Below are 14,127 nucleotides of genomic sequence, written 5' to 3'. Positions count from 1 at the left end.
GTGTTGTTTTAGGCGCCGAGTGCTTCGAGGCCGGGCAGGGTCTTACCTTCGATGTATTCGAGGGAAGCGCCGCCGCCGGTGGAGATGTGGCCGAACTGGTCGTCGGAGAAGCCCAGGTTGCGTACTGCTGATGCTGAGTCGCCGCCGCCGATGATGGAGAAGGCTTCCGATTCAACGAGTGCATCGGCAACTGCCTTAGTGCCGCCTGAGAAGGCTTCGATTTCGAAGACGCCTACGGGACCGTTCCAGAAGACCAGCTTGGCTTCCTTGATCTTCTGGGCGAAGAGTTCACGGGTGGCGGGACCGATATCGAGGCCTTCTGCCTTGGCACCCAGCTTACCGCCGGTCAGGTCTTCGATGGGGCGGATCTCGGTGTTGGCGTCGTTGGAGAAGTCATCTGACCAGACGATGTCTGAGGCGATAATCAGCTCGGTGCCCTTCTTGGGGGCTTCCTCGAGGTAGCGCTTGCAGTTCTCGAGCTGGTCCTCTTCCAGCAGGGACTGGCCGACCTCGTAGCCCTGGGCCTTGGCGAAGGTGTAGCCCATGCCGCCGCCGATGAGCAGGGCGTCAGCCTTGCCGATGAGGTTGTCGATAACTGCCAGCTTATCTGAAACCTTAGCGCCACCCATCACAACGACGAAGGGGCGGTCGGGGTTCTTGATGACCTTCTGCAGAACGTCAACTTCGGTCTTGACCAGGTCACCCAGGTAGGCGGGCAGTTCCTTGGCGATGTCATACACCGAGGCGTGCTTGCGGTGAACGGCACCGAAAGCGTCGTTGACATAGGCACCGTTCTCGCCGGTCAGGGCTGCCAGCTCTGCTGCGAATTCGGCGCGCTCGGCGTCGTCCTTGGAGGTTTCGCGGGCGTCGTAGCGTACGTTTTCAACAACGAGCAGTTCGCCGTCCTTCAGCGCCTCGGCCTTAGCCTTGGCGTCCTCACCCACCAGGTCGGTTGCGATGATGACGGGGAAGTCTGCCAGTTCTGCCAGGCGTTCTGCCGCGGGCTTGATGGAGTACTGGGGGTCTACCTGGCCCTTGGGGCGACCCAGGTGGGCGGTGACGATGACGCGGGCACCGGCATCGGTGAGCTTCTTGAGTACGGGCAGGGAGGCGCGGACGCGGCCGTCATCGGTGACGACGCCGTCCTTGAGGGGTACGTTCAGGTCGGAGCGGACGAGAACGCGGCGGCCTGCTACGCCACCGTCGATGAGCTCTGCGAGAGTCTTTGCCATGGGAGTTTTCATCTCCATTGTTTGTGAGGGTAAATGGGGTGGGCACCAGGGTGGTGCCGGGTATAGGTAAGGGTTAGCGAACCGCGCGTGTGCGCGTCGATTCGCTAACCCTATCCTATTGCTGTCTCATGAAAGACCGGTGGATGACAGCTTAGAGAGCTGCAACTACCTTGTTGGTGAACATGACCAGGCGTGAAACGTAGCCGTATTCGTTGTCGTACCAGGCGATAACCTTGACCTGGTTGCCGATGACCTTGGTCAGGGGTGCGTCGAAGACGGTTGAAACGGGCTCACCTTCGATGTCCTTGGAGACGATGGGCTCCTCGGAGTAGGTGATGATGCCCTTCATGGCACCCTCTGCTGCTTCCTTGACGGCTGCGTTGACTTCTTCAACGGTAACTTCGCGTGAAGCGGTGAAGGTCAGGTCGGTGATGGAGCCGGTGGGGGTGGGAACGCGAACAGCGAAGCCGTCCAGCTTGCCCTTCAGTTCGGGCAGAACCAGGCCAACAGCTGCTGCTGCACCGGTTGAGGTGGGAACCATGTTCAGGGCTGCGGCGCGGGCGCGGCGCAGGTCTGAGTGGGGGGCGTCCTGCAGGCGCTGGTCAGCGGTGTAGGCGTGGATGGTGGTCATCAGACCGCGCTCGATACCGAACTTGTCGTTCAGTACCTTAGCCATGGGTGCCAGGCAGTTGGTGGTGCAGGATGCGTTTGAAACGATGTTCATGGTGGCTGAATCGTACTGGTCGTCGTTGACGCCCATAACGAAGGTGCCGTCGATGTTCTTGCCGGGTGCAGAGAGGATAACCTTCTTGGCGCCAGCTTCGAGGTGAGCCTTTGCCTTCTCACCGTCGGTGAAGAAGCCGGTGGATTCGAGAACAACGTCTACGCCGAGGTCTGCCCAGGGCAGGTCTGCGGGGTTGCGCTCAGCCAGAACCTTGATTTCCTTGCCGTTGACGGTCAGGCCGTTCTCAGAAACAGCAACTTCGCCGTCGAAGCGACCCATGATGGAGTCGTACTTGAGCAGGTGTGCGAGGGTCTTGACGTCGGTCAGGTCGTTGATAGCAACGATTTCGAAGCCTTCGCCGTGCTGCTGTGCTGCGCGGAAGAAGGTACGACCGATGCGGCCAAAGCCGTTAATAGCTACGCGTACAGTCACTGAAATCAAACTCCTAGATACAGTTAGTGACGTTGGTGGACGAGACGCCGGTTCTGGCGTTTCATCGCCGAACTTGGGAAAACGTGGTTCCTTCAGCTCAAGCGGGTGAGCTCTCGTCCGGTTCGTTAACCATCATACCCTGTTTATGTGAGTTTTGGTGTGTTTCTGTCGTTTTTTTAAGTGGACTTACGTGCGTTTATGGACGCTTGACCCCCGTTTTGACCTGCAAATATGGGTTTTGTCGGGTGAGAGCATGAGGAAGACCACCCAGTAAAGGGCAAACCAACAAAAACCCACACAGCCTAGTTGGGGTGGTTTGTGCCGTTCACGCCCGCTTCAGTACCCGGGATTCCACGCTCGGCGGCTCGCTTATCGGCCATGGCAATCAGGCGGCGGATACGACCGGCGATAGCATCTTTGGTCATGGGTGGTTCAGCCAGGCGGCCCAATTCGTCAAGGGACGCCTGCTTGTGGGCAACCCGCAGTTCACCGGCGTAGCGCAGGTGCTCGGGCACCTTATCGCCCAGGATTTCCAGAGCCCGTTCAACACGGGCACCGGCGGCGACAGCGGCCTGGGCTGAACGGCGCAGGTTGGCGTCGTCGAAGTTAGCGAGGCGGTTAGCGGTCGCGCGAACCTCTTTACGGGCGCGGCGTTCCCGCCAGTTATCGAGGGCGTCAACAGCACCCATGCGCTCTAGCAGCAGGGAGATGGTCTCACCGTCGCGCACGACCACCCGGTCTACTCCGCGCACTTCGCGGGCCTTGGCAATCACGTCGAGTCGGCGGGCGGCACCGACCAGGGCTAGGGCAGCCTCGGGGCCGGGGCAGGTAAATTCCAGGGCGGACGAACGCCCGGGCTCGGTCAGCGAACCGTGAGCCAGGAAGGCCCCGCGCATGACAGCTTCAGCATCGGCCAGGGAGCCGTTGACCACGGCAGGGGGTAGACCGCGGACGGGGCGACCGCGTCCGTCCAGCAAACCGGTCTGACGGGCTAGCGCTTCGCCGCCCTGATCAACGCGAACAACGTAGCGTCCGCCCCGGCGCAGCCCGCCACCCGAGATAGAGGTAATGGAAGCCTCATGGCCGTACATTTCGGCGATGTTATAGCGCAGGCGCTCTGCGGTAGTTTCAAGGTCAACTTCAGCCTCGACCACGATTTTGCCTTGCACAAGGTGCAGACCGTTCGTGAAGCGCAAGATTGTGGCCACCTCAGCTTTGCGCACGGATGAGCGCGTGGCTTCGTAGTGTGCCAGCTCTTCTTTGACCGATGCCGTCAGGGCCATGCGGGTCTTCCTCCAAAGTAGTGTCTGCTCTCGTAAGCGAGGGTGCCGGTGTGTGGTCGGCGTTAGCGTTTGAAGACGTGCTTGTAGGCAGCTGCTAGTTTAAGGGGGTCGTGGACGCCGGGTTGGTCGGCTTCCGCTACGTCAGCCCAGAGCACCTTCGCCCCTAGCTGGGCCGCTACGTCTTCAAATGTGGTGCGCTCTCCTGCGGTCGCAGGATCAGCGATAACTGTATTAACCCTAATTTCTGGAACGTATTCACGCAAAACGAGCAGGTGGTCTGCGGCACTCATACCGCGGGTTTCTTTGCCGTCAAGCTCCAGGTTCATGACCAGGCAAATCTGGGCGCTGGTGTTGAGAATAGCGTCGCGCAGGCCGGGCAGGAGCAGGTGCGGGAGCAGGGAGGTGTAAAAAGAACCCGGCCCTAGCACCACCCAATCGGCCTCGTGCACCGCACGGACGGCGTCCGGGCAGGCTTCGGTGTTCTCGGGTAGCAGGCGAACCTTGTCTACACGCCCTGCCTTGGCGAGGGTTGCCTGGCCCTGGACGGTATCGCGGAAGGTCACCCCGTGGTCGTTGGTGGTGACGATATCGCCTTCAATAATCAGGGGCGAGGTAGCCATGGGGAGCACGCGCCCGCGGGCGTTGAGTAGGGCCCCGGCCCAGTCCAGCCCTGCGATGGTGTCGTCCAGAAGCTCCCAGAGGGTGACAATCAGCAGATTGCCCAGGGCATGGTTTTCAAGGGCGGTGGGACGTTCGGGGCTGCGGGAGGTGAAGCGGTGCTGCATAACATCGCGCCAGGTGCGCCCCCAGTCGGTGTCGTCGCACAGGGCCGAGAGGGCCATGCGCAGGTCGCCGGGTGGCAGCACGTCCAGCTCTTCGCGGAGCTTACCCGAGGAGCCACCGTCGTCCGCCACGGTCACCACGGCGGTCAGAGCGGTGGTAATGAGCTTGAGGGCAGATAGGGAGCCGTAGAGGCCGTGCCCACCACCCAGGGCAGTGACGCGCACGGGTAGGTCGTGCCCCTGGGCAGTGACAGGCAGTAGTCCGGTTTCGGGGAACCGGCTCATGCGGGTTGCCTCAGACATTATTCTCGCCCCATGTCGCGGTGGTGCACGGAGATGTTGACATCTTCCATCTCGCTCAGGCGGCGGGCGATTTCTTCGCTTACGGCCACCGAGCGGTGCTTACCGCCGGTGCAACCGATAGCGAAGGTAGCGTAGAGCTTACCCTCACGGCGGTAGCCAGCGATAACGGGCTGTAGTGCAGCGATGTAGTTGCTGATGAACTCTTCGGTGCCGTCCTGGGCAAAAACAAAGTCGCGGACGGCGGCGTCCTGCCCGGTCTGGGCGCGTAGGCCGGGCACCCAGTGGGGGTTAGGAATAAAGCGCATATCGGCCATGTAGTGCACATCTGAGGGGGTACCGTACTTAAAGCCGAAACTCATGACGGTGATGTTAACCAGACGCTCCTTACCCGGGGCGTAGGTTTCGCGCACCTTTTTTGCCAGCTGGTGGATATTCATGCCGGAGGTGTCGATAACGTAGTCGGCTTCCTCCTGCAATCCAGCGAAGATGCGGCGTTCTTCGGCAATTGCCTCAGCTACAAGACCGCCCTGTTGCAGGGGGTGGGGGCGGCGCTGAGCCTCGTAGCGGGCGATGATGTCCTTATCGGCGGCGTCCATGAAGAGCATGGAGAAATCGATATCTGAGGCACGGAGCTTGTTAATAGCCTCGGGCAGGTCGGCCAGCTGTCGGCGGGCACGGATGTCGATGCCAACGGCTACCTTAGGGAGGGTTCCGGGGGAATCCTTGACGAGCTGGGCCAGGGAGCCGAGCATCTGCGGGGGGATGTTATCGACCACGTACCAGCCCTCGTCTTCGAGGGTGTTGGCTGCGGTGGATCGGCCGGCGCCCGAGATACCGGTGATCACAAGGATTTGCGGCTTGACGGTCTGCTCGCTGGAGTGGGGTGACATGGGTGGGGGTCTCTCGCTTCCACGAATCATTCGGTTGGTACTTCTAGCTTAGTGCACTGCTTCACTCTCGGGTTCATTCCCAGGCCCCGGAGCAAAGCGTTCCCGTATTTTCTGGGCCATAGCGGGGCCAATGCCCGGTACCTCTTGAAGTTCTTCGGCGCTTGCTTCAGAAAGCTGTTTGAGAGAGCCAAAGTGTTTGATGAGGGCTTCGCGTTTTGCGGGGCCCAGCCCGGGTACGGTGTCGAGGGCTGATTTGACCATTTCTTTACCCCGCTTAGAGCGGTGGAAGGTGATAGCGAAGCGGTGGGCCTCATCGCGAATACGCTGAATTAGGTACAAGGCGTTAGAGGTTCTGGGCAGGATGACGGGGAAGTCGTCGCCCGGCAGCCAGAGTTCTTCGAGTCGCTTGGCGATACCGACCACGTAGATATCGGTAATTCCCAGGTCTTCGAGGGCCCGGGTGGCGGCGGCAACCTGGGGCTGGCCACCGTCCACCACGACCAGGTTGGGCGGGTAGGCGAACTTGGCCGGCTCCTTGGTGTGCAGGTCCTCGTCGCTGATTTGACCGGACGCCCGCACCCGGGTTCCTGGGGCCTCGTCGGTGAGATAGCGGCGGAAACGTCGGTAGATGACGTCGTACATGCTGGCGGTATCGTCGCGGGCGGCGTCCCCGGTAATGGAGAACTTGCGGTAGTCGCTCTTCTTGGGCAGGCCGTCCTCAAAGACCACCATGGAGGCCACCACGTTAGTGCCCTGCACATGGGAGATGTCGTAGCACTCGATGCGCATGAGGGCTTCGGGCAGCTCCAGGGTCTCTTGGAGCTCCACCAGGGAGGCAGAGCGGGTGGTGAGGTCCCCTGCCCGGCGGGTCTTGTGCAGGGTCAGGGCCTGTTTGGCGTTCTCGGCAACGGTTGCCATCAGCTCAACCCGGTCGCCGCGCTGGGGCACGCTAATGGTCACCTTGGCACCGCGCACACCCGAGAGCCATTCTTCGAGCTTCTCGTGGTTTTCGGGTAGAACCGGCACGTTGATGTGGCGGGGTATCTCGTTGAGGTTGTGGTTAATCTCTTCCTCGGTTGACCCAGCGGCCAGGGCGGCAGCGGCCTCGCCGTAGACCTGAACCAGTAGGTGGTCGACCAGGGCTTCGGGGGTGGAGTCTTCGACCTTCTCAACGATCCAGCCTCGCTGGCCGCGGATGCGCCCCGCCCGCACATAAAACACCTGCACCGCTGCTTCTAGGTCATCTTCAACAAAGTTGAACAGGTCGGCATTCACCGAATCGGGCAGCACCACGGCGTTGCGTTCAAAAGCCTTGGTCAGGGCTTCGATGTCATCGCGCAGGCGGGCCGCCTTTTCAAAATCAAAGTCGGCGGCGGCGTCCTTCATCTGCCGAGTCAGGTCGGCAATGAACTTCTCGGCTCCCCCGGCCATGAAGGAGCACAGGTCCTCAGCAATTTTCTGGTGGTCTTCGCGGCTCACCCTACCCACACAGGGGGCGGCGCACTTGTCGATGTAGCCCAGCAGGCAGGGTCGGTCGGACGCCTGCGCCCGGTTGAAAACGCCGGCTGAGCAGGTGCGCACCGGGAAGACCCGCAAGAGGGCGTCAAGGGTTTCGCGGATAGCCCAGGCCTGGGAGTAGGGGCCGAAATAGCGCACCCCCTTCTTCTTTTCCCCGCGCATGACCTGGGCGCGCGGGAAGCGGTCTTTAAGGGTGACAGCCAGGTAGGGGTAGGACTTATCATCGCGGAAGGCGATGTTGAAACGGGGCTTGTATTCCTTGATCCAGGTGTACTCCAGCTGCAGCGATTCGAGCTCGCTGCCCACCACCGTCCACTCCACCGAGGCGGCCGTGTGCACCATAGCGTAGGTTTTGGGGCTCAGGGAATCTACGCGGGCAAAATAGGAGTTCAGGCGGTTGCGCAGATTCTTGGCCTTACCCACGTAGATAATACGACCCACCTCGTCGCGGAAGCGGTAGACCCCGGGGTTGGTAGGGATTTCGCCGGACGCCGGGCGGTAGGAGGCAGGATCGGCCACGTGTATCAGGTCCTTTGAGCTAGGTCAGGAGCGGCAGGAGCCTCTAGCCCGCGCTGGGTGCTGGGCTAGATTCCCCCGTCGCGTTCTGCTGACGGTGAGACGTTGTATTCATTTTTGCGGGGCTGGCCAGAGAGCTGGGCGATAGCGTCCATAATCTGGTCGGTGGTCTGGCGGCGCTGCTTGCCACTCATACGCTCCCCCAGTTTTTCGAAGGTCATGGGCTCCCCCACCCGCACCGTAAAACGGTGAGGGTAGACCATGTTGGAGCCCGGCTTTTGAATCTTATCGGTACCAATCAGGCCGATAGGCACTACGGTGGCCCCGGTCATGTGAGCCAGCCAGGCTACCCCGATTTTTCCCTTATAGAGGTAGCCATCGCGGGAGCGGGTGCCCTCGGGGTAGATACCGAAGACCTTGCCCTCGTCGAGGCGGTCGAGGGCAGTTTCGAGGGCCTTCATGGACTCTTTTTTGTCGGTGCGGTTGACCGGAATAATGTCGATGACCTGGAAGAGGGTCTTCATGGCCTTGCCCTTAAGACCCGGTGAGTTGACGTACTCAGACTTGGCGAGAAAGGCAACCCGGCGGGGCATGAGGGCTGAGATAATCACGGAGTCAAGGAAGGCCAGGTGGTTGGAGGCCACGATGACGGGGCCCTCAGCGGGGAAGTTCTCAAGGCCGGTCACGCGGGCGCGGAAGACGGTACGGAGCAGGGCTTCGACGGTCTTTTGAGTTGCCTTGTATTTGAGGGACATGAGAACTCCTTGGTGCACAGCTGGCGGGGCCTACCGTGGCAGGCACCCCACCCGGGGTATGCTTTTTGAAATTTTAGGGCTGTTTTGACCTATTTAGCATACCCCGGCGGGGTGCTGCTGCCCTAGAGCATCTCAGCTAGGAAGCGGCCGGTGTGGGATTCGGGAACGGTTGCCAGCTGCTCGGGGGTACCGGTTGCCAGCACGGTGCCACCGCCGTCGCCGCCTTCGGGGCCCATGTCGATGAGCCAGTCGGCGCTCTTGATGACGTCCAGGTTGTGCTCGATGGTAATGACGGTGTTGCCCTTATCAACCAGGCCCTGCACCACCCCAAGAAGCTTGCGGATATCTTCAAAGTGCAGACCGGTGGTGGGCTCATCGAGCACGTAGATGGAACGGCCGTTAGAGCGCTTTTGCAGCTCGGTAGCCAGCTTGACGCGCTGGGCTTCACCGCCGGAGAGGGTGGTCGCTGACTGGCCCAAACGCACATAGCCGAGGCCCACGTCCACCAGGGTATCAAGATATCGCGAAATCTTGGTGAAAGCGGCGAAGAATTCGGCGGCTTCAGAGACCGGCATTTCAAGGACGTCGGCAATAGTCTTGCCCTTGTAGTGCACTTCGAGGGTCTCGCGGTTGTAGCGCTTGCCCTTGCAGACCTCACAGGGCACGTAGACGTCGGGCAGGAAGTTCATCTCAATCTTGAGGGTGCCATCGCCCGAGCAGGCTTCGCAGCGTCCGCCCTTGACGTTGAAGGAGAAACGACCGGGCTGGTAGCCGCGCATCTTGGCTTCGGTGGTTTCTGCAAAGAGCTTGCGGATGTGGTCAAAGACGCCGGTATAGGTCGCCGGGTTTGAACGCGGGGTGCGGCCGATGGGCGACTGGTCCACGTGGATAATCTTGTCGAGGTGCTCCAGGCCGGTAATGGTCTTGTGACGGCCCGGCACCTGCTTGGCCCCGTTGAGCTTATTTGCCAGGGAGGTGTAGAGAATATCGTTGACCAGGGTGGATTTGCCCGAACCGGAGACGCCGGTGACAGCGGTGAGAACGCCCAGGGGGAACTCGACGTCCACGTTTTTGAGGTTGTTTTCGCGGGCCCCGATGACCTTGATGGTGCGCTTGGGGTCAACCGGACGGCGGGTGGCGGGCACCGTGATAGCGCGGCGTCCGGCCATGTAGTCACCGGTCACGGAGTTTTTATTCTCAAGGAGCTCGGCAAAGGTACCCGAGTGCACGATCTGCCCGCCGTGCTCGCCAGCGCCGGGGCCAACGTCCACGATCCAGTCGGCTTCCTTCATGGTGTCTTCGTCGTGCTCCACCACGATGAGAGTATTGCCCATATCGCGCAGCTTGGTGAGGGTTTCAATCAGACGGCGGTTATCGCGCTGGTGCAGACCAATGGAGGGCTCATCGAGCACATAGAGCACACCCACCAGGCCGGAACCAATCTGGGTTGCCAGGCGGATACGCTGGGCTTCACCGCCCGAAAGAGTTCCAGCTGAACGAGCAAGGTTCAGGTAGTCCAGCCCCACGTCCAGCAGGAACTGCAGTCGGGCATCGATTTCCTTAAGTACCAGCTCAGCAATCTTAGCCTCACGCTCGCTCAGGGTCAGCGAGCGCATGAAAGTGAGGGCCTCACGCATGGGCATCTCGGTGACGTCGGCGATGGATTTGCCGCCGACGGTGACAGCCAAGATAGTGGGGTTGAGGCGGGCGCCGTTACAGGCGGTGCAGGCGACCTTGCGCATGTACTGTTCGTAGCGGTCTTTGGACCAGTCTGATTCGGTTTCTTCGTACTTGCGCTTGATGTAGGCGCTGGCGCCCTCGAAGCCGGAGGTGTAGCGGCGTTCGCGGCCGAAGCGGTTTTTGTAGGCGACGGTGACCTTGTAGTCCTTGCCGTTCAGGATAGCTTTTTTGACCTTGGCGGGAAGGTCTTTGAAGGGGGTGGCGAGGTCGAAGTCGAGTTCGTCGGCGAGACCGGCGAGGAGGCGTAGCCAGTATTCGCTGGTTGCCTTGCCGGTGGCCCAGGGGGCGACGGCTCCCTCGGCCAGGGAGAGGTCGGGGTTGGGCACGATCAGGTCGGTGTCTACTTCAAGGGTGGAGCCGATACCGTCGCAGGCGGCGCAGGCGCCGAAGGGCGAGTTGAAGGAGAAAGCACGGGGTTCTACCTCGGTGACGGCCAGCGGGTGGCCGTTGGGGCAGGCCAGGTTTTCGCTGAAGGAGCGGGTGCGGCCCGGGGCGTCGGCGTCCTCGTCCACGAAGTCGATGAGCACCTTGCCGTCGGCGAGCCCCAGCGCGGTTTCGACGGAGTCGGTCAGGCGCTGGTGGACGCTCTCCTTGATGGCAATACGGTCAACAACGACCTCGATGGTGTGCTTGTACTGCTTTTCGAGTTTGGGCGGGTCGGTGAGCTGGATGACCTCGCCGTCCACGCGGGCGCGGGCGTAGCCGGCGGTAGAAAGTTCTTTGAAGAGGTCGACGAACTCGCCCTTGCGGGCTGAGACCACGGGGGCGAGCACCTGCAGGCGGGTTTTCTCGGGGTAGTCCATGAGGGTATCAACGATTTGTTGGGGGGACTGCTTGGAGATTTCCTCGCCGCATTCGGGGCAGTGGGGGTGACCTACGCGCGCCCAGAGCAGGCGCATGTAGTCGTAGATTTCGGTGATGGTGCCGACGGTTGAGCGCGGGTTCTTGGAGGTTGATTTTTGGTCGATGGAGACGGCCGGTGATAGGCCCTCAATAAAATCGACGTCGGGCTTGTCTACCTGGCCCAGGAACATGCGGGCGTAGGAGGAGAGGGATTCGACGTAGCGGCGCTGGCCTTCTGCGAAGATGGTGTCGAAAGCCAGGGAGGATTTGCCTGAGCCGGAGAGGCCGGTGAAGACGACCATGGCGTCGCGGGGGATGTCGAGGTCGACGTTTTTGAGGTTGTTTTCGCGGGCGCCCTGCACACGGATATGGGTGAGGTCGTTGCCGATGGGTTGAGTGGCTGAGCCTGCCATGAGTCACCTATCTAAGAGATTGTTTCGAAGATATATTCTATAGGTTTTGCGTGGGCGATGAAAGCGTCTACCCCTCCCGGTTTGTACCGCCTCCTGCTCATTCTGGGGTCTTAAAACGGGCAGGGCATGGTACAAAGGCGGGGTGAGCGCCTAGAATGGGGCCATGAGTGACCTAGCTAATACCCTGATTTTTGAGTCCGATGCCCTGACCGTGCGGTCCATTGCGGTATCGGAGATGGAAAACAACGTCTACCTGCTGACCCACCGGGCAAGCGGTGGGCAGGTGCTGATTGACGCCGCGGACGATTTTCCCGCCATCAGCACTTTCGTCCAGCAGGCTGCCGCCGCCGACTCCCCCGCTACCCACGGCCAGGCGGGGGCTGGCGTCCGCGCCCTGGTGACCACCCATTCCCACTGGGACCATATCCGTGCCCTGCCCGAGGCTGTTGAAGCTTGGGACCCGGCAACCTATTGTGGCGCCCCCGATGCTGAGGCTATTGCCGAGCAAGAAGGTGTCGAGGTTGAAGAGCGCCTAGTTGGCGGCGAGCGCCTGACCTTAGCAGGTATTGAGCTTGAGGTCATTGCCTTGCGCGGGCACACCCCGGGCTCCATTGCCTTGGCTCTGCGGGTTTCTGCTACTGAGGGGGCGGACGCCGGTGACCTGGTTCTGCTCTTTACCGGGGATTCCCTCTTCCCCGGTGGGGTGGGCAAGACCAACTCGCCGCAGGACTTTGAGCAGCTCTTTGCCGATGTATCTGAGCGTATCTTCGACCGGTTTGGTGATAGCACCCTGGTGCTACCGGGTCACGGGGATTCCACCACCTTGGGCAAGGAACGCCCCCACCTGCCTGAGTGGAAGGAGCGAGGCTGGTAATAGAATAGTCCTAGAAGTTTTAGTTAGCCCTCAACAGAAAGTTTATTCATGTCAACCCCGCACCATACACCTGCCCATCAGCAAGCCCTCGCGGCATTCAAGGACATTGTGGGCTCTGACCATGTGCTCACCGCAGAGCACGCGACCATGCCCTACAGCAAGGGCTACCGCTTCGGCGGCGGCCCCCTGCTTGCCGTCCTCCGCCCCACCACCCTGGTGCAGATGTGGAAGGCGCTCCAGGTCTGCGTCGACCACAACCTCATGGTCATCCCCCAGGCCTCTAACACCGGTCTGACCGGCGGTTCCGGCCCCGGCTTCCAGGACTACGACCGCCCCATCGTGCTCATCTCAACCCACCTCATCAACCAGGTGCACCTGATTAACGACGCCCACGAGGCCATCTCCCTGGCGGGCGCCACCCTCACCCACCTGACCGAAGAACTGGCACCACACGGCCGCGAACCCCACTCGGTGATCGGGTCCACCTCCATCGGTGCCTCGGTCATCGGCGGTATCGCCAATAACTCCGGCGGCAGCCAGATTCGTAAGGGCCCGGCCTTCACACGCGAAGCCATCTACGCCCGCGTCACCGAAGAAGGCAAGGTCGAGCTGGTCAACCACCTGGGCATCTCCCTGGGCGATGACCCCGAGGTCGCCCTCGACCGCCTGCAGCGCGGCGCCTGGTCGGCGGACGACGTCACCCCCGCCCCTGCCGACAGCAGCGAGACCGAGTACGCCGCCCACCTCCGCAAGATGGAGCCGACCCCCGCCCGCTACAACTCCAACCCCGAGTACCTGTTTGAGGCGTCCGGATCCGCTGGCAAAATCATGGTCTTTGCCGTGCGAACCCGAACCTTCCCGCTCGAGAAGAACCCCGCCATGTTCTACATCGGCACCAACAGCCCTCGAGAGCTCGAAGAAATCCGCCGTATCTTCCTCGAAGCCGATATGCCCCTACCCATCTCTGGTGAATACATGGGTCGTAGCGCCTTCGACCTGGCAGAAAAGTACGGTAAAGACACCTTCGTCTTCCTCAAGTACATGAGTTCTGCCCTGCAAACCCGTATGTTCGCCTTCAAGACCTGGGCTAACGGGGTCTTCGGTAAGGTTCCGGGCATCGGCCCCACCTTCGCAGACACCGTCTCCCAGCGTTTCTTCGACCTGGTCCCCAGCCAGCTGCCCAAACGTATGCTGGAGTACCGCGACCGCTTCGAACACCACCTGCTGCTCACCGTCAGCGAGGCCCAGAAGCAGGCGACCGAAACCATGCTCAAGGACTTCTTTGCGGCCCCCGAGCACGAGGGTGATTTCTTCATCTGCACGGCGGACGAGGCACAGAGCGCCAACCTCCACCGCTTCGGCGCTGCCAGCGCCGCCACCCGCTACGCCAGTATGAAGCGCAAGGAGCTGGGCGAGCTCATTCCCATCGATGTTGCCCTGCGCCGCGATGACTGGGACTGGCTAGAGGTACTGCCCCCTGAAATTGCTAGCCAGCTGGATGTTACAGCCTACTACGGCCACTTCTTCTGCCACGTCATGCACCAGGACTACGTTGCCAAGAAGGGCGTTGACCCCCATAAGCTGCACGACGATATCCAGGAGCTGCTCGAGGCCCGTGGCGCCAAGCTGCCGGCTGAACACAACTACGGCCGTCTCTACCACATGCCCGAGGCTATGGTGGAGCACTTTAAGGAGCTTGACCCCACCAACACCTTCAACGCCGGCATCGGTGGCACCTCCCCCAAGAAGGACTGGGCCTAGTTACCGTTTATCCGCCTGTAGGCGGGGAACAGGTTCATCCTGACGGCTGATTTCTTAAGAC

At 61.2% G+C, this 14,127-nt stretch carries 10 protein-coding genes; 2 read left to right on the top strand and 8 right to left on the bottom strand.

Features of this window, described 5'->3' with window-relative positions:
* Positions 1 to 8 precede the first annotated feature (8 nt).
* The 8 genes from L6758_RS01515 to uvrA all read right to left on the bottom strand — a co-directional run bounded on the left by L6758_RS01515 (position 9) and on the right by uvrA (position 11,431).
* Positions 9 to 1,232 (bottom strand): phosphoglycerate kinase, encoded by a 1,224-nt coding sequence (locus L6758_RS01515; protein WP_237198831.1) that lies wholly within the window; start codon positions 1,230 to 1,232, stop codon positions 9 to 11.
* Between the two features lie 151 nt (positions 1,233 to 1,383).
* Complete coding sequence (gene gap, locus L6758_RS01510; RefSeq protein WP_237185603.1) at positions 1,384 to 2,388, bottom strand: type I glyceraldehyde-3-phosphate dehydrogenase; 1,005 nt, start codon at positions 2,386 to 2,388, stop codon at positions 1,384 to 1,386.
* Positions 2,389 to 2,690: 302 nt separating this feature from the next.
* Positions 2,691 to 3,671 carry a DNA-binding protein WhiA gene (gene whiA, locus L6758_RS01505; RefSeq protein WP_237195868.1) on the bottom strand — a complete coding sequence of 327 codons (981 nt, stop codon included), beginning with the start codon at positions 3,669 to 3,671 and terminating at the stop codon, positions 2,691 to 2,693.
* Between the two features lie 62 nt (positions 3,672 to 3,733).
* The gene (locus tag L6758_RS01500) at positions 3,734 to 4,756 is read right to left on the bottom strand and encodes a gluconeogenesis factor YvcK family protein (RefSeq protein WP_423817404.1); all 1,023 of its coding nucleotides are present in this window, start codon (positions 4,754 to 4,756) and stop codon (positions 3,734 to 3,736) included.
* Positions 4,756 to 5,646: an RNase adapter RapZ gene (gene rapZ, locus L6758_RS01495; RefSeq protein ID WP_237204884.1), complete on the bottom strand. Its 891-nt coding sequence runs from the start codon at positions 5,644 to 5,646 to the stop codon at positions 4,756 to 4,758. The genes L6758_RS01500 and rapZ overlap by 1 nt, the downstream gene beginning before the upstream one ends.
* Before the next feature lie 48 nt (positions 5,647 to 5,694).
* Positions 5,695 to 7,683, bottom strand: a complete 1,989-nt coding sequence (uvrC, locus tag L6758_RS01490) for an excinuclease ABC subunit UvrC (protein WP_237204883.1) — start codon at positions 7,681 to 7,683, stop codon at positions 5,695 to 5,697.
* 65 nt (positions 7,684 to 7,748) lie between these two features.
* On the bottom strand, positions 7,749 to 8,435 hold the full coding sequence (locus tag L6758_RS01485) for a lysophospholipid acyltransferase family protein (RefSeq protein ID WP_237204882.1): 687 nt from the start codon (positions 8,433 to 8,435) through the stop codon (positions 7,749 to 7,751).
* Between the two features lie 122 nt (positions 8,436 to 8,557).
* Positions 8,558 to 11,431: an excinuclease ABC subunit UvrA gene (gene uvrA / locus L6758_RS01480; protein ID WP_237198835.1), complete on the bottom strand. Its 2,874-nt coding sequence runs from the start codon at positions 11,429 to 11,431 to the stop codon at positions 8,558 to 8,560.
* A gap of 163 nt (positions 11,432 to 11,594) precedes the next feature.
* Here uvrA and L6758_RS01475 point away from each other — a divergent pair, with 163 nt between their 5' ends.
* The gene (locus L6758_RS01475) at positions 11,595 to 12,305 is read left to right on the top strand and encodes an MBL fold metallo-hydrolase (protein ID WP_237198836.1); all 711 of its coding nucleotides are present in this window, start codon (positions 11,595 to 11,597) and stop codon (positions 12,303 to 12,305) included.
* Positions 12,306 to 12,353: 48 nt separating this feature from the next.
* Positions 12,354 to 14,066 carry a D-lactate dehydrogenase gene (gene dld / locus L6758_RS01470; RefSeq protein ID WP_237198837.1) on the top strand — a complete coding sequence of 571 codons (1,713 nt, stop codon included), beginning with the start codon at positions 12,354 to 12,356 and terminating at the stop codon, positions 14,064 to 14,066.
* Positions 14,067 to 14,127 lie beyond the last annotated feature (61 nt).

The sequence above is a fragment of the Rothia nasimurium genome (genome assembly GCF_928382285.1).
Taxonomy (GTDB): domain Bacteria; phylum Actinomycetota; class Actinomycetes; order Actinomycetales; family Micrococcaceae; genus Rothia; species Rothia nasimurium_E.
The sequence above is the reverse complement of the archived record's forward strand: the minus strand, read 5'-3'. Positions and strand labels throughout refer to the sequence as shown.

Bases quoted from the DNA above. Each gene is read 5' to 3' on its own strand.
- L6758_RS01475 (WP_237198836.1), top strand. From the start codon at position 11,595: ATGAGTGACCTAGCTAATACCCTGATTTTTGAGTCCGATGCCCTGACC.
- L6758_RS01500 (WP_423817404.1), bottom strand. From the start codon at position 4,756: ATGTCTGAGGCAACCCGCATGAGCCGGTTCCCCGAAACCGGACTACTG.
- uvrA (WP_237198835.1), bottom strand. From the start codon at position 11,431: ATGGCAGGCTCAGCCACTCAACCCATCGGCAACGACCTCACCCATATC.
- dld (WP_237198837.1), top strand. From the start codon at position 12,354: ATGTCAACCCCGCACCATACACCTGCCCATCAGCAAGCCCTCGCGGCA.
- L6758_RS01485 (WP_237204882.1), bottom strand. From the start codon at position 8,435: ATGTCCCTCAAATACAAGGCAACTCAAAAGACCGTCGAAGCCCTGCTC.
- whiA (WP_237195868.1), bottom strand. From the start codon at position 3,671: ATGGCCCTGACGGCATCGGTCAAAGAAGAGCTGGCACACTACGAAGCC.
- rapZ (WP_237204884.1), bottom strand. From the start codon at position 5,646: ATGTCACCCCACTCCAGCGAGCAGACCGTCAAGCCGCAAATCCTTGTG.
- L6758_RS01515 (WP_237198831.1), bottom strand. From the start codon at position 1,232: ATGGCAAAGACTCTCGCAGAGCTCATCGACGGTGGCGTAGCAGGCCGC.